The organism is Streptomyces sp. NPDC040718, assembly GCF_055593565.1.
Window position 1 is genome coordinate 381,748 of record NZ_JBVIXO010000001.1, and the last position, 13,494, is coordinate 395,241.

The 13,494-nt window shown below is 73.7% G+C and carries 14 protein-coding genes; 7 read left to right on the forward strand and 7 right to left on the reverse strand.

Going from position 1 to position 13,494, the window contains the following annotated elements; all coding sequences use genetic code 11:
• The first annotated feature begins 78 nt into the window (after positions 1-78).
• Both ACZ597_RS01695 and ACZ597_RS01700 read left to right on the forward strand, forming a co-directional pair.
• Positions 79-1,203 carry an ABC transporter ATP-binding protein gene (locus ACZ597_RS01695; RefSeq protein WP_471323576.1) on the forward strand — a complete coding sequence of 375 codons (1,125 nt, stop codon included), beginning with the start codon at positions 79-81 and terminating at the stop codon, positions 1,201-1,203.
• Positions 1,200-2,054, forward strand: coding sequence for an ABC transporter permease (locus ACZ597_RS01700; protein WP_471323579.1), 855 nt, complete (start codon positions 1,200-1,202; stop codon positions 2,052-2,054). Before ACZ597_RS01695 ends, ACZ597_RS01700 begins: the two co-directional genes overlap by 4 nt.
• Positions 2,055-2,066: 12 nt before the next feature.
• Here ACZ597_RS01700 and ACZ597_RS01705 read toward each other — a convergent pair whose 3' ends face one another.
• Positions 2,067-2,393 (reverse strand): ATP/GTP-binding protein, encoded by a 327-nt coding sequence (locus ACZ597_RS01705; protein ID WP_385767167.1) that lies wholly within the window; start codon positions 2,391-2,393, stop codon positions 2,067-2,069.
• 248 nt (positions 2,394-2,641) lie between these two features.
• On the opposite strand from ACZ597_RS01705, the gene ACZ597_RS01710 reads away from it, so the two are divergent.
• The gene (locus tag ACZ597_RS01710) at positions 2,642-3,673 is read left to right on the forward strand and encodes an LLM class flavin-dependent oxidoreductase (RefSeq protein WP_471325080.1); all 1,032 of its coding nucleotides are present in this window, start codon (positions 2,642-2,644) and stop codon (positions 3,671-3,673) included.
• Between the two features lie 81 nt (positions 3,674-3,754).
• On the opposite strand, the gene ACZ597_RS01715 is transcribed toward ACZ597_RS01710, so the two are convergent.
• Positions 3,755-4,147, reverse strand: a complete 393-nt coding sequence (locus tag ACZ597_RS01715; protein ID WP_007266607.1) for an SCO5389 family protein — start codon at positions 4,145-4,147, stop codon at positions 3,755-3,757.
• Positions 4,148-4,367: 220 nt separating this feature from the next.
• Between ACZ597_RS01715 and nucS the strand changes: the two genes are divergently transcribed.
• A complete protein-coding gene (gene nucS, locus ACZ597_RS01720; protein ID WP_471323582.1) occupies positions 4,368-5,039 on the forward strand; it encodes an endonuclease NucS in 672 nt (223 codons plus the stop codon).
• 244 nt (positions 5,040-5,283) lie between these two features.
• Here nucS and ACZ597_RS01725 read toward each other — a convergent pair whose 3' ends face one another.
• The 4 genes from ACZ597_RS01725 to ACZ597_RS01740 form a co-directional block, all read right to left on the reverse strand.
• Positions 5,284-7,716 (reverse strand): ATP-binding protein, encoded by a 2,433-nt coding sequence (locus tag ACZ597_RS01725; RefSeq protein WP_471323584.1) that lies wholly within the window; start codon positions 7,714-7,716, stop codon positions 5,284-5,286.
• 168 nt (positions 7,717-7,884) lie between these two features.
• The gene (locus ACZ597_RS01730) at positions 7,885-8,526 is read right to left on the reverse strand and encodes a LysE family translocator (protein ID WP_471323587.1); all 642 of its coding nucleotides are present in this window, start codon (positions 8,524-8,526) and stop codon (positions 7,885-7,887) included.
• Positions 8,527-8,611: 85 nt separating this feature from the next.
• Entirely contained in the window at positions 8,612-8,935 is a 324-nt protein-coding gene (locus tag ACZ597_RS01735; protein ID WP_125603340.1) for an STAS domain-containing protein, read from the reverse strand.
• A gap of 157 nt (positions 8,936-9,092) precedes the next feature.
• Positions 9,093-9,941, reverse strand: coding sequence for a 3-hydroxyacyl-CoA dehydrogenase family protein (locus ACZ597_RS01740; RefSeq protein WP_405978573.1), 849 nt, complete (start codon positions 9,939-9,941; stop codon positions 9,093-9,095).
• A gap of 329 nt (positions 9,942-10,270) precedes the next feature.
• On the opposite strand from ACZ597_RS01740, the gene ACZ597_RS01745 reads away from it, so the two are divergent.
• Entirely contained in the window at positions 10,271-10,843 is a 573-nt protein-coding gene (locus ACZ597_RS01745; protein ID WP_007266601.1) for a cob(I)yrinic acid a,c-diamide adenosyltransferase, read from the forward strand.
• Here ACZ597_RS01745 and ACZ597_RS01750 read toward each other — a convergent pair whose 3' ends face one another.
• Positions 10,844-11,428 (reverse strand): hypothetical protein, encoded by a 585-nt coding sequence (locus ACZ597_RS01750; protein WP_471323592.1) that lies wholly within the window; start codon positions 11,426-11,428, stop codon positions 10,844-10,846.
• 180 nt (positions 11,429-11,608) lie between these two features.
• Between ACZ597_RS01750 and ACZ597_RS01755 the strand changes: the two genes are divergently transcribed.
• Both ACZ597_RS01755 and ACZ597_RS01760 read left to right on the forward strand, forming a co-directional pair.
• A complete protein-coding gene (locus tag ACZ597_RS01755; RefSeq protein WP_471325083.1) occupies positions 11,609-12,781 on the forward strand; it encodes a sensor histidine kinase in 1,173 nt (390 codons plus the stop codon).
• Positions 12,778-13,431, forward strand: a complete 654-nt coding sequence (locus tag ACZ597_RS01760; protein WP_471323595.1) for a response regulator — start codon at positions 12,778-12,780, stop codon at positions 13,429-13,431. The genes ACZ597_RS01755 and ACZ597_RS01760 overlap by 4 nt, the downstream gene beginning before the upstream one ends.
• Positions 13,432-13,494: the final 63 nt, after the last annotated feature.

Here is a 13,494-nt window from a genome sequence, read left to right on the forward strand (position 1 = left end):
GAGGGAACCGCAGGAGCCTCGATATCCTCTTAAGGCGTACGCGGGCGAGAGCCGTCCGGGCTGGCAAGGGGCACAAGGATGATCGAGGCAGTCGGCCTGACCAAGCGCTTCGGCGCCAAGACCGCCGTCGACCAGCTGTCCTTCCAGGTCAAGCCGGGTCACGTGACCGGCTTCCTGGGACCCAACGGCTCCGGCAAGTCCACCACCATGCGCATGGTCCTCGGGCTGGACCGGCCCACCTCCGGCCGCGTCACGATCAACGGCCTCCCCTTCCGGGAGCTGCCGAACGCACAGCGCCACGTCGGCGCCCTGCTCGACGCCAAGGCCATGCACGGCGGCCGCCGGGCCCGTGCACACCTGCTGGCCATCGCCCAGCTCTCGGGGATCCCCGAGAAGCGCGTGGACGAGGTCCTCGGCGTGGTCGGCCTCCAGGACGCCGCGCGCCAGCGCACGAAGGGCTTCTCCCTCGGCATGGGCCAGCGCCTCGGCATCGCGGCCGCCCTGCTCGGCGACCCGCAGGTGCTGCTCTTCGACGAGCCGGTCAACGGCCTCGACCCCGAGGGCATCCTCTGGGTCCGAAACCTCATGCGGAAGCTGGCCGCCGAGGGCCGGACCGTCTTCGTCTCCTCGCACCTGATGAGCGAGATGGCCCTGACCGCCGACCACCTGATCGTGATCGGCCGGGGCCGGCTGCTGGCCGACATGAGCACCCAGGACTTCATCACGCACAACTCGGCCGGATTCGCGCGGGTACGCGCGGCCGCCGGCCCCGCGGCCGGCGGTTCCGACGGCCGGACCGCCCTCGCCGCCGCGCTGACGCAGGCGGGCGGGCGGGTCCTCCAGGAGCCCGACGGGGCGCTGCGGGTGACCGGGCTGGAGCTGCCCCGCATCAGCGGCCTCGCGCACGGGGCGGGCGTACTGCTGTGGGAGCTCTCTCCGCACCGGGCCTCGCTGGAGGAGGCGTACATGCGGATGACCCAGTCCTCCGTCGAGTACACCTCCACCGAGGACCCGCGTGCCGAGCTGTGGGAGCCCGAGCCGCTGACCGTCCCGGAGTGGGAGGAGGAGGCGGCCGTCCCGGCCGATACCGCGGCGAGCTTCTTCGCTCCGCCTCCGCCCGGATCCGGGCGCCCCTTCCTGATGCCGGGCAGCGCGGCCGAACTGGCCCGCGGCTCCGAGAACACCCCCGAGGACCCCCGATGACCCCCACCCCCGCCGGCCCGCCCGCGGCGAGCGCGGAGCAGCCCCAGGCGTACAGCTCGCCGCTGCCCACGCCGCGGCCGCACCTGGGGCACGCCATCGCCTCGGAGTGGACGAAGCTGACCTCCGTGCGCTCCACCCTGTGGACGCTCGGCTCCCTCGTGGCGCTGGTCGTCGGCGTCGGCATGATCGCCGTGCTCCAGACCGCGCCCGCCGACTACCAGTACCTCCCGTTCACCGGCCCCGCCCTCTTCGGGCTGATGGCCGGCCAGGTGTCCGTGATCGTGCTGGGCGTGCTGACGATCTCCTCCGAGTTCGGCACGGGCCTGATCCGCACCACCTTCACCGCCGCCCCCGGGCGGCTGCGGGTGCTCACCGCGAAGTACCTGGTCTTCGGGACGGCCGCGTTCCTCGTCACCCTGGGCTCGGTGCTGTTCGTCGGCCTCTGGGCCGCGATCCTGCACAACGGGCCCGGCGCCGGGGTGCACGGCCTGAGCGACTGGACGGGCGCGGCCGTCGGCTCCTTCTACGTGACCCTGCTGGGCGTCCTCGCGCTCGCGGTCGGCGCGCTCGTACGGCACTCCGCGGGCGGGATCGCGGTCATGCTCGGCGTGGTCACCATGCCCCCGGTGCTCGGGGCGATACTGACCTCCTGGCCGGTCACCTCGGGGCTCGGCGGACTGGTGCTGCGCTACAACGCCCCGGTGGGCCTGGTCCAGCTGTTCGGGCTGCAGGGCGTGGACATGGAGGGCCGGTCGGCCCCCAGCGACGTGGTCCAGCTCGTACTGCTGGTCGCGGTGACCACGGGCGCGGTCATCGCCTCGTACGCGGTGGTGCGCCGCCGCGACGTCTGACGGCCGCCCGCTCTAGTAGCGGGGCGCGTTGCGGGACCGCTGCACCTTGGAGGTGCGGCGGTCCTTCGCGTTCCAGCAGGCCTTGTGCCAGTGCCGCCGGTCGTCGACGCCGCCGTACTCGGGCCACGCCACCAGGTGCGGGGTGCCCGACGGGATCTCCTGGTCGCAGCCCGGGCAGCGGTAGCGCTTGCCCGCCGCACTGGCCCCCGCGACGTGCCGGACCTTCCAGTCCTCGCCCAGGTACTCCTCGGTGCGCTCCAGGCCGAACCGGTCGAGGCCGGTGCCGGGTCGTTCGTCCGGAGTCTCGCCGCCCCTGGGGCGGTTGTGGCGCGGTGACACGTATACCTCACGAAAGGGCGGGCGACAGTGACTTTCTCCCAGACTACGCGCAGCGAGCCGGGGTACCCGCAGGGTGGCTGGTGGAGGCCGGCCCTCCGCAGGGAGCTGGCCCGACAATCTCAATAACTTTCCTGTCAGGCCGTGCCTTTGGCACGTGTCAGACGTTGTTGCCAGCAGACGTCGATGCCGTCGACGAGTCGGTCCGCCTGGGGGAGGCCGCGTCAGCCGCGAGGAGGCAAAGGGCGATGATGCGCGTAGGAGCGTTTGTACTGGCGGCCCAGTTCCCGGGCCAGGGACAGGGCGAGGCACTGCACCGTGCGGTGCGGACCGCCGAGGTGGCCGAGGAGTCCGGGCTGGACTCGGTCTGGCTCGCCGAGCACCACTTCGTGCCGTACGGGGTCTGCCCGTCGGCGGTCACCCTGGCGGCCCTGCTGCTGGGCCGGACCCGGCGGCTGCGGGTGGGCACGGCGGTCAGCGTGATGCCGAACACGCACCCGGTGGCCCTCGGCGAGCAGGCGGCCCTGCTGCACGTCACCTCGGGCGGCCGGTTCACCCTGGGGGTGGGGCGCGGCGGGCCGTGGGTGGACCTGGAGGTGTTCGGGGGCGGCCTGGAGGCGTACGAGTCCGGCTTCCCGGAGGACCTCGACCTGCTGCGGCGCTGGCTGGCGGAGCCCAGGGTGGGGGCGGCCGGGCCGCGGCACTCCTTCCGCGAGGTGGCCGTCGTACCGCGCCCGGCCGACGCGCTGGACGGCGACGGGACGGGGCCGGAAGTGATCGTCGCCTGCACCTCCCCGGCGTCGGTACGGCTGGCCGCGGAGCGCGGGCTGCCGATGCTGCTGGGCATGCACTGCGGGGACGAGGAGAAGGCCGAGCAGGTCGCGCTGTGGCGGCGGACCGCGCTGGCGCACGGGCATCCGCCCGAGTCCGTACGGGCCGCCGGGCACGTGTCGGCCGGGGTCTGTCAGCTGGCGGACCGCACGGCCGACGCGCGCGAGACCCTGCTGAAGTCGATGCCGGGCTGGTTCCGGCAGGGCTTGGACGCCCACGTGACGGTGGACGGCCGGCAGCGCGCGATGCGGGACCCGCACGCGTACACGGAACTGCTGTGCTCCCTGCACCCCGTCGGCAGCCCCGCCCTGGCGGCGGACCGGCTGGCGCAGACCGCGGAGCGGACGGGCATCACCCGCTTCGCCCTGCTGACGGAGGGGTCGGGTGACCTCGCCGCCACGGAGGACAACGTCCGCCGCCTCGGCGCGGAGGTCCTCCCCCTGCTGGTGTGACCCCGCACGGGGCCTGGGGCTGCCGCTCCTGTGTCAGTCGCACCTCCCGCGACACGGAGCGGCAGCGGAGTACCGGTACTGCTAGCAGTCCCGAAGTTCCGGGGACTGGTTGAGCAGCTGGCCGCGGATCGAGGTGAACTTGGCCAGCCGGTCGTCCACCGAGGAATCCAGCGGGAACACGGCCACACGGTGGCAGTTCTGGAATGCCAGGCGCACCCCGAAGTGCCGCTGCAGCGCACCCCGTATCGCGTCACTCGCGAGCGCGCGCAGCAGCTGCCCGCGCGCCTGCTCGTCCGGCGGCGGCGTCTGGTTGTCGGCGAACTCTCCGCCCTCAACCTCCAGCTGGGCCACCAACGAGCTGATCATCTCCCATGCGTAAGGCAGGGAGGTCCGGACGCAGTCGACGAAAGCGGCTTCGTCGACCTCGCCTCGCTCGGCCTGTTCGAGTAGGGCCGGTGAGACGTCGAGCGACATGGGTTCTCCTCTCGTGACCCAGGCAGTTTGGGCTGCCGGAGTCCTACGGGCAGGGAGGGAGGCCGCGACGCAGTGTGCACGCTCGACAACCTCCCGCTCACCACGGTAGGCGCCCACCGGGTGCCGCACCAGGAGAATGCGCATACAACGCGCCATCGGCGAACGGGGCTTTCAGGGGCGAATCGCGTGGAGGCCCGTCGGTCGAGTAGCGTTGCCGACCATGCGTCTCGTCATTGCCCGCTGCTCCGTCGACTACGCGGGCCGGCTCACCGCCCATCTGCCCTCGGCACCCCGTCTGATCCTCGTGAAGGCCGACGGCAGTGTCTCGATCCACGCGGACGACCGGGCGTACAAACCGCTCAACTGGATGTCGCCTCCGTGCACCCTCAAGGAAGGGAGCGGGGACGACGCGAACGTCTGGACCGTCGTCAACAAGGCGGGCGAGAAGCTCATCATCACCATGGAGGAAGTCCTCCACGACTCCTCCCACGAGCTGGGCACCGACCCGGGCCTCATCAAGGACGGCGTCGAGGCGCACCTCCAGGAGCTGCTGGCCGACCGCATCGACACGCTGGGCGAGGGCTACACCCTGATCCGGCGCGAGTACATGACGGCGATCGGCCCGGTCGACATCCTGTGCCGGGACGCCTCCGGCGCGACGGTGGCGGTGGAGATCAAGCGGCGCGGCGAGATCGACGGCGTCGAGCAGCTGACCCGGTACCTGGAGCTGCTGAACCGCGACCCGCACCTGTCGCCGGTGCGCGGCGTCTTCGCGGCGCAGGAGATCAAGCCGCAGGCGCGGGTTCTGGCCAATGACCGCGGGATGGACTGCGTGGTCCTCGACTACGACGCCCTGCGCGGCATCGAGGACGACAAGCTCCGCCTGTTCTGATCCTTTTGACGCGCCCCTCGCACCGCTCAGCGCCGGCGCGCTTCCCGGGCTTCGGCGCGCTGCGCCGGACTCCGTCCGGCGGGTGCGGGGCGGGGTGCCGCCCCTCTTCGCCTTCGTGTGCGGCCCGTCACCGCCCCGGCCCCCTGAGCCCCTCCGGCTCGGGGGCCGTTTGTGTGCGCGGCCGCTGGAGGGGCCTGCCCCTCCCCGCAGGGTCGACGGACCGCACCCGCACGCCCCGGCCGGGTCAGATGGTCTTCGGGGACTCCGACGCCGTCGGCGACTGGGCCTCCGTCGAGGTCGTCGGGGTGGTCGGGGCCGTCGGGGTGGCGGGCGGCGGGGTGGTCACCGGCGGGGGTGTCGTGGCCGGCGGCGGGGTGGTCGCCGGAGGCGGGGTCGTCGCGGGCGGGGGCGTCGTGGCCGGCGGAATCGGCTGCGGCTGCTCCGGGCCCGGAGTGTGGGCCGGCGGCGGGGTCGCCGGCCGGGGCGCCCCACCCCGGGTCGGGTCGGCGGCGGCAGCCGGCGGCTCCGGCGGCGAATCGATACCGCTGTTCCCCGGCACCTGCGGCGGGGCCACCGCCGGCGCGTCCGGGGTCGAGGACACGGCCGGCGCCGCCGGCTGCTCCGGGTCCTCCCCCGCCGTCAGCGACAGGCCGACGACCGTGCCGAGGGCCACCACTGTCAGCGCCCCGGCAGCGGCCAGCAGCACCGTCTTGCGCCGCTGGACGGGTTCGGGCTCCGGGCGGCGCACGAACGGCGCCGGCTCCGGAGCCGGCGGGAACGCGTCCGCGTAGACCTGGGACAGGGTCGTCGGCGAGCCCGCCGGCTTCCCGATCACCGGGGTCAGCCGGGTGACCGCCTCCGAGGCGGCGGCCGGCTTCGCGGCGGCGCCCGCACCGGGCGGCAGGGCCGGGAGGACCGGCGGGGCCTCCAGGCGCAGCGGCGGCGAGGCCTTCGCCCCCATCGCCTCCCGGTCCCGGTCCGTGACCAGCGCCAGCGCCCGACGCCCGGCGACCGTTCCCCGCTTGTCGGCGAGGGCCCCGCGCAGCCCGATCGAAGCCTCCAGTTCGGCCCGCGCCCGGTCCAGACGCCCCTCGCAGAGGGCGAGCACACCGAGCTCGTGGTGGAAGTACGCCTGCTCGGCGACCTCCCCCGCCTTCCGCGCGGCCTCCGCACCCGAGCGCAGCGCCCGCCCCCAGGCCTCCCAGTACGGCGCCGCCGCCAGGGCGGGGGCGGCCGTGCGGGCCAGGAGCACGGCGGCCACCACATCGGCGCCGGCCAGCGCGGCGAGCACCGCGTCGGCCTCCGCCGCGACCCGCTCCGGGGTCACCGAGGCGTGCCCGGTCCACCAGGCGTAGTGCCGGGCGGCGGTACGCGCCTCCTCGGCGGCGCTCTCCCCGTACCCGGCCTCCTCCAGCTGCCGCGCGACCCCCTCGGCGAGCCGGTAGCGCGGCCCGACGGGGGTGATCAGCCCGCAGCCGAGGAGTTCCGCGACGGCGGCGTCGGCGTGGGTGTCGCCGACCAGCGCGGGCAGGTGGGCGTGGTGCGGGAGCTCCCCGCCCAGGGCGCAGGCGGTCCGCAGGGCGGCCCGGGCCGACTCGCTCACCCGGGAGGCCAGCAGCTCGGCGGGGGCCGCGGCCTGCGCCAGGGTGGGCAGCGGCACGTGGGAGGGGTCGCGGGGGCGCCCCTCGAAGACCCCGGGCTCCTCGTCCTCGTCGTCGGCGGAGCTGTGGTTGAGCTCGTCGCGCTGCCGCAGCAGCGCGGCGGCCTGTACGAAGCGCAGCGGCAGGCCCTCGGAGGCGAACCGCAGGTCCTCCGCCCAGGCCGTCTCCTCGTCGGTGAGCGACCGGCCTGCGGCGGCCTCCAGCAGCCGTACGCAGTCGGCCCGGCCGAGTCCGCCGAGGAAGACCTCCTCCAGGTGCGAGTCGTCGGCGGGGGCCTTGGTGTCGGGGGTGGCGGCGAGCAGGTAGGCGCATTCCGGGGTGGCGTGCAGCAGCTCTTCGAGGGCGGCGCCGCCGAGCTCCAGGTCGTCGAGGAGCACGATGGCCCCGATCTCGGCCACGCCCGCGAGGAGTTGCGTACGGTCGGGGCGCTCGTCCCGGGTGTCGTACACGGTGGAGTACAGGGTGTGGAGCAGCTCGGCGGGCTGCTGCCGGCCGTGGCCGCCGAGCCGGACGACTCCGTCGGGCGCGAGGTCCGCGCAGTCCGCGGCGACGGCGTCGAGGAGGGCGGAGCGGCCGGATCCGGCGGGGCCGGTCAGCCGTACGGAGCGGCCGCGGCCGAGGAGGCGTACGAGCCGCTCCCGCTCGTCGGCGCGGTCCAGGAGCGGGCGGTCGGGGAGGGGCGGCCCGGGCAGTACGGGCGGGCGGGCGGCGGCGTCCCGGTCGGCGCGGGAGGCGGCGTCGCGCTTGGCGGGGAGTCGGCCCGCCGCCGCGCGGGCGTCGGGCCGCAGGGGCTCGATCTCGCTGCCGTCGACGGGGTTGACGGTGAGGGCGAACTCCCCGGCGGTCAGGGTCACGACGCGGGCGGGGGCCGGCGGCTGTGCGGCGGAAGCCGGGGCCGCGGCCTTGGGGGCCGCCGCCTTGGGTGCCGCACCCTCGGGGGCCGCCGCCGGTGTCCCGGCCGGCCCGCCCGCGGCGGCCTGTTCGTCCTGGCCGGGCTGCCCCTGTGTACGGTCCATGCCCCTGTCCCCCGATCGCGCCGCGCGCCCGCCGCCGTCTTCGTCGTGCCCGGCGCCCGCTCACGTCGTTGTCGCCACCGGTCCGGTTTCCGCCCGACCCTAGACCGTGGCCGGGGCCCCCGTCACCGCAGGGGTGCCTTCACCACCGGACCGTTACGGTTCCTGCGATCAATCCTTGCGGCCGGTCACGGCCACGGTGACGCCGAGGCCGATCATGGCGAGCCCGCCCGTGCCGCCGATCATGGAGAGGCGGCGCGGGGATCCGGCGAACCAGTCCCGGGTGGTGGCGGCGGCGAGTCCCCAGAGGCTGTCGAAGACGATCGCGATCAGGTTGAAGACCAGGCCGAGCAGGAGCATCTGGAGGGTGACGTGCCCCTGGTCGCGGTCGACGAACTGGGGCAGCACGGCGGCGAAGAAGACGATGGTCTTGGGGTTGGCCACGCCGACCGCGAAGCCCTCTCCGAGGGTCCGCAGGGTGCCCTGGCCGGCGGGGGCGGCCGCGGCGACGGCGGCGTGCAGCGAGCCGCGGCCGCGGAAGGCCTTGACGCCCAGGTGGACGAGGTAGGCGGCGCCGGCCAGCTTCAGGGCGGTGAAGACGAGGACGGAGCGTTCGACGACGGCGCCGACGCCGAGCGCCACGGCCACGACGAGTACGTACGCTCCGAGCGTGTTCCCGGCCACCGTGGTCAGCGCGGCCCTCCGGCCTTGTGCCAGCGCCCGTCCGACGACGAAGAGCACGCTGGGGCCGGGGATCACGATCAGCACGAGGGACATGGCCGCGAAGGCCAGCAGTCTGTCGGTGGACACCATGGATCCATGTAAGCCGAGGCCGCCCCGGAGCCGCAGCCCCTTTTCCCCGGGTCCGGACCCGGCCCGGCCGCGCCCATCGGCCCCGTCACACCCGGGGCAGGGACTCCGCTTCCAGCCCGCCCTCGATCGCGAGGATGCGGTGCAGCCGGGTCGCGACGAGCAGCCGCTGCATCCGGTCGGGGACGCCGCGCAGGACCAGGCGCCGCCCGGTCCGGCCGGCCCGCCTGTGCGCCCCCATGATCACGCCGAGTCCGGTCGCGTCCCAGGAGTCGAGGCCGGTCAGGTCGAGCACGAGGTCGCCGTGGCCGTCGTCGAGGGCGGTGTGGAGGACCGTACGGGCGTCAGCCGCGCTGCGCACGTCGAGGCGGCCCCCGACGGCCAGTTCGGCGTGGTCGCCCCTGATGTGCATGTGTGCTCCCCGGCTTTACTGCGTACGTGTGGTCCGACGGGTCCGTGGTCGGCAACTCTCACTGCAACTGACTGCCGCGCGGGCAGTGAAGTTGCCGACCGTGAGCGAACCGATACCTAATTCACCCCGTAGGGTGCGGGGATTCGAACGGCCGTGCTCAGTGCTTGTAGAAGCCCTGGCCGCTCTTGCGGCCGATGTCGCCCGCGTCGACCATGCGGCGCATCAGCTCCGGCGGCGCGAACTTCTCGTCCTGGCACTCGGTGTAGATGTTGCTGGTGGCGTGCAGCAGGATGTCGACGCCGGTGAGGTCGGCGGTGGCCAGCGGGCCCATGGCGTGCCCGAAGCCCAGCTTGCAGGCGATGTCGATGTCCTCGGCGGTGGCCACGCCCGATTCGTAGAGCTTCGCGGCCTCGACGACGAGCGCGGAGATCAGGCGGGTGGTCACGAAGCCGGCGACGTCGCGGTTGACGACGATGCAGGTCTTGCCGACCGACTCGGCGAACGCGCGGGTGGTGGCGAGGGTCTCGTCGCTCGTCTTGTAGCCGCGGACCAGCTCGCAGAGCTGCATCATCGGGACGGGCGAGAAGAAGTGCGCGCCGACGACCCGCTCCGGGCGCTCCGTCACGGCAGCGATCTTGGTGATCGGGATGGCGGAGGTGTTGGAGGCCAGAATGGCGTCCTCGCGCACGATCTTGTCGAGCGTGCGGAAGATGTCGTGCTTGACCTCGAGCTTCTCGAAGACGGCCTCGACGACGATGTCCACGTCGGCGACCGCGTCGAGGTCGGTGGTCGTGGTGATCCGCGCCAGCGCCGCCTCGGCGTCCTCGGCGGTCATCCTGCCCTTGGAGACGAACTTGTCGTAGGAGGCCTTGATGCCGTCCGTGCCCCGGGTCAGCGCGGCGTCGGTGACGTCCCGCAGGACGACGTCCCAACCCGCCTGAGCGGAGACCTGAGCGATCCCGGAACCCATCAGTCCCGCGCCGATGACGGCGAGCTTCCCAGCCACTGCACACCCCTAGTTGTTCTCAGTACGACCCGGCCTCGTAGCCTCTCCGGCGGAGACTAGCGCCCGTGAGGGGTGGAGTGACCGTGAAGTAACACGCGTCACGTCTCAGATGACGGACATCACACTGATACGGACCATCGGGCGTGCCCCGCCTCACAGTTCGGATTTCGCCACCCCCGTAACGGGCCTCCGGATCCCGGAGCGCGGTCGCCTCGTTCCGGGGCGGCCGCCCCGGGGGAGCTCCGCGCGCAGCAGGTCCTCGGCGTGGTCCCGGGCCCGGGCGCCCGGCCCGGCGGCAAGCGGCCGGAGGGCCGGTCTACGCTGGCGCCATGGTGAACCTGACGCGCATCTACACCCGTACCGGCGACAAGGGCACGACCGCCCTGGGGGACATGAGCCGGACGCGGAAGACGGACCTGCGGATCTCCGCGTACGCCGACGCCAACGAGGCCAACGCCGCCATCGGGACGGCGATCGCGCTGGGTGCGCTGCCGGAGGAGGTGGTGAAGGTCCTGGTCCGCGTGCAGAACGACCTGTTCGACGTCGGCGCCGACCTGTGCACCCCGGTCGTGGAGGACCCCGAGTACCCGCCGCTGCGGGTGGAGCAGTTCTACGTGGACCGGCTGGAGGCGGACTGCGACGTCTTCAACGAGCAGCTGGAGAAGCTCCGCAGCTTCATCCTCCCCGGCGGCACCCCGGGCGCGGCCCTGCTGCACCAGGCCTGCACGGTGGTCCGCCGGGCCGAGCGCTCCACGTGGGCGGCGCTGGAGGAGCACGGCGAGGTGATGAACCCGCTGACGGCCACCTACCTCAACCGCCTGTCCGACCTCCTGTTCATCCTGGCGCGGACGGCCAACAAGGAGGTCGGCGACGTGCTCTGGGTCCCCGGCGGCGAGCGCTAGCTAGCGCTTGGTTTCGGCCAGTTCGGCGTCCCGGTCCGCCGTGTCCGCCGTGTCCGCCGGAGCCTTGCGGGGCCAGATCGTGTAGCTCGCGGCGATCAGGGCCTGGATGCCGAGCACCCGCAGGGCGACGCCCTGCCACGACTGGAGCTGGGCCGTGTCGGTGGCCGAGCCGACGTACCAGATGCCGGCCTGGAGCAGCCCGACCGCGACCGCGGCGCCGCCCAGGGTCCGCGCCCACAGCTTCCACTCGTGGACGGCGCGGGCCTTGCCGTACCGGGCTCCGGGCGGCTTCGGGCCCCCGGCGAAGCGGTGGGCGGCGTGCCCGTCGAGCCACTTCACGGTGGCGTGCCCGTGGCCGACGGTGTAGCCGACGTAGAGGGCCGCGACCCCGTGCCGCCAGCTCGGTTCGCCGCCGTTCTTCAGGTCGATGAAGGACGCCACCAGCAGCACCAGCTCCAGCAGCGGCTCCAGCAGCAGCAGCGCGGCCCCGAGCCGGGGCATTCCGGCCAGGTAGCGCAGCGCCAGTCCGCCCGCCAGCAGCACCCAGAAGCCGACCTCACAGGCGATGATCAGCCCGACGAGCATGACGGCCCTCCCTTCCTTCCCCGGATCTCCCGTTCTCCTCCAAGGGTTCCGGCCGCCGCGCCCCGCCGCGTCGTCGCCAGTGACGAAAGTCCACTGCATCCTTCGATGTAGCGCCGTCTCAGCCCGGGCGCCGAGGCCCCGCCGCGGCGGACCGTGTTGGATGGGACCGTGCTCCCGAAGATGCCCCGCCCGCACCGCGACGACGTACTGCTCGCGGGTGTCAGCGTGCTCGCCGGCCTGTTGCTGTGGGCGCTGGGCGTGCACAGCACGCCCAGCCGGCACTTCCTGCCCGACTGGGCGGTGCTGGTCCCGCTGCTGGTGCTCGGCGCCCTGGAGCTGCTGCGCCGCACCATGCCGAACGTCACCCTGTCCGTCGGCACCGTCGCCGTGGTCGTGGACCAGTTCACCCTCGGCAACATCGCCTCCGTCATCATCTTCACCGACCTGATGTACGCGGCCGTGGTCTACGGCAAGCCCGCGATGGCCCGCCGGCTGCCGGTCAGCACCGGTCTGATCACCGTGGCCGTGACCATCGGCTCCCTGGTCTGGCTGCGCACCCCGCAGGCCCTGCTCATCGGCGTGGTCACCGGCATCGTGAGCTTCGCCCCGGCCCTGACCGGCGCCACCCTGCGCAACCACCGCGAGGCCGCCGAGGCCGCCCGGCTGCGCGCCGAGCAGACGACGCTGCTGGCCGAGATGGACCGCGCGCAGGCGGTGACCGCCGAGCGGGCCCGGATGGCTCGGGAGCTGCACGACATGGTGGCCAACCACCTCTCGGCGATCGCCATCCACTCCACCGCGGCACTGTCCATCGACTCCCCCGCCACCAGCCGCGAGGCGCTCGGGGTGATCCGGGAGAACAGCGTGCAGGGGCTGGCCGAGATGCGCCGGCTGATCGGGCTGCTGCGTGACGCGGGGGCGGAGCAGGAAGCCGTCGCGGTGCCCTCCCTGGACGGTCTGGACGCCCTGCTGGGGCAGGCCCGTACGAACGGGTCGGCGAGCGGGCTGGACTTCGTCCTGGCGGACGAGCGGCCCGCCGGGTCGCCGCTGCCGGCGCCGGTGGAGCTGGCGGCGTACCGGATCGTGCAGGAGTCGCTGACCAACGCCCTCAAGCACGCCGCGCCCGGCACGGTCCGGGTCCGGGTGGCGCACGGGGCGGGGCTGCTGACGGTGGCGGTGGACTCCCCGTACGGGGAGCGGCCGGGCCCGCGCGCGCCGGGTTCCGGGGCCGGGCTGATCGGCATGCGGGAGCGCACGGAGCTGCTGGGCGGGAAGTTCACGGCGGGTGCGTCGGACAGGGTGTGGCAGGTGCGGGCGGTGCTGCCCGCCGAGGAGAGGGCGGTGCAGTCATGACCATCAGGGTCGTCGTGGCCGAGGACCAGCGGGCGGTACGGGCCGGTCTGGTGCTCATCCTGCGCAGTGCGGGCGACGTCGAGGTGGTGGGAGAGGCCGCCGACGGCGAGGAGGCGGTGCGGCTGGCGGGCGAGCTGCGGCCGGACCTGGTCCTCATGGACGTGCAGATGCCGAAGCTCGACGGGGTGTCGGCCACCCGGCAGGTGGTGGAGCGGGGGCTGGCGGACGTGCTGGTCCTGACCACGTTCGACCTGGACGAGTACGTCTTCGGGGCGCTGCGGGCGGGGGCGTCGGGCTTCCTGCTGAAGGACGCGGACGCCGCGGAGCTGATCGCGGCGGTGCGGACGGTGGCGCGGGGCGAGGGGCTGATCGCCCCGGCGGTGACCCGGCGGCTGATCGCCGAGTTCGCGGCGCCGAAGGCGGTACGCGCTCCCGTGCGGCCGGAGGCGGCCGCGGCGGTGGAGTCGCTGACGCGGCGCGAGCGGGAGGTGCTGGGGGCGCTGGGCGAGGGGTTGTCGAACGCGGAGATCGCCGTGCGGCTGGACATGGCGGAGGCCACGGTGAAGACCCACGTCAGCAGGCTGCTGGGGAAGCTGGAGCTGCGCAGCCGGGTCCAAGCGGCGGTGTTGGCGCAGGAGTTGGGGATCTAGGCGGGCTGCACGGCCGACTCCGCAGCTAAGGTCTGGACCTCTTGACGCTTGGTCCAGACCTTT

Bases quoted from the DNA above. Each gene is read 5' to 3' on its own strand.
- ACZ597_RS01700 (WP_471323579.1), top strand. From the start codon at position 1,200: ATGACCCCCACCCCCGCCGGCCCGCCCGCGGCGAGCGCGGAGCAGCCC.
- ACZ597_RS01735 (WP_125603340.1), bottom strand. From the start codon at position 8,935: ATGCACATCAGGGGCGACCACGCCGAACTGGCCGTCGGGGGCCGCCTC.
- ACZ597_RS01710 (WP_471325080.1), top strand. From the start codon at position 2,642: ATGCGCGTAGGAGCGTTTGTACTGGCGGCCCAGTTCCCGGGCCAGGGA.
- ACZ597_RS01760 (WP_471323595.1), top strand. From the start codon at position 12,778: ATGACCATCAGGGTCGTCGTGGCCGAGGACCAGCGGGCGGTACGGGCC.
- ACZ597_RS01750 (WP_471323592.1), bottom strand. From the start codon at position 11,428: ATGCTCGTCGGGCTGATCATCGCCTGTGAGGTCGGCTTCTGGGTGCTG.
- ACZ597_RS01755 (WP_471325083.1), top strand. From the start codon at position 11,609: ATGCCCCGCCCGCACCGCGACGACGTACTGCTCGCGGGTGTCAGCGTG.
- ACZ597_RS01730 (WP_471323587.1), bottom strand. From the start codon at position 8,526: ATGGTGTCCACCGACAGACTGCTGGCCTTCGCGGCCATGTCCCTCGTG.
- nucS (WP_471323582.1), top strand. From the start codon at position 4,368: ATGCGTCTCGTCATTGCCCGCTGCTCCGTCGACTACGCGGGCCGGCTC.
- ACZ597_RS01725 (WP_471323584.1), bottom strand. From the start codon at position 7,716: ATGGACCGTACACAGGGGCAGCCCGGCCAGGACGAACAGGCCGCCGCG.
- ACZ597_RS01695 (WP_471323576.1), top strand. From the start codon at position 79: ATGATCGAGGCAGTCGGCCTGACCAAGCGCTTCGGCGCCAAGACCGCC.
- ACZ597_RS01745 (WP_007266601.1), top strand. From the start codon at position 10,271: ATGGTGAACCTGACGCGCATCTACACCCGTACCGGCGACAAGGGCACG.
- ACZ597_RS01715 (WP_007266607.1), bottom strand. From the start codon at position 4,147: ATGTCGCTCGACGTCTCACCGGCCCTACTCGAACAGGCCGAGCGAGGC.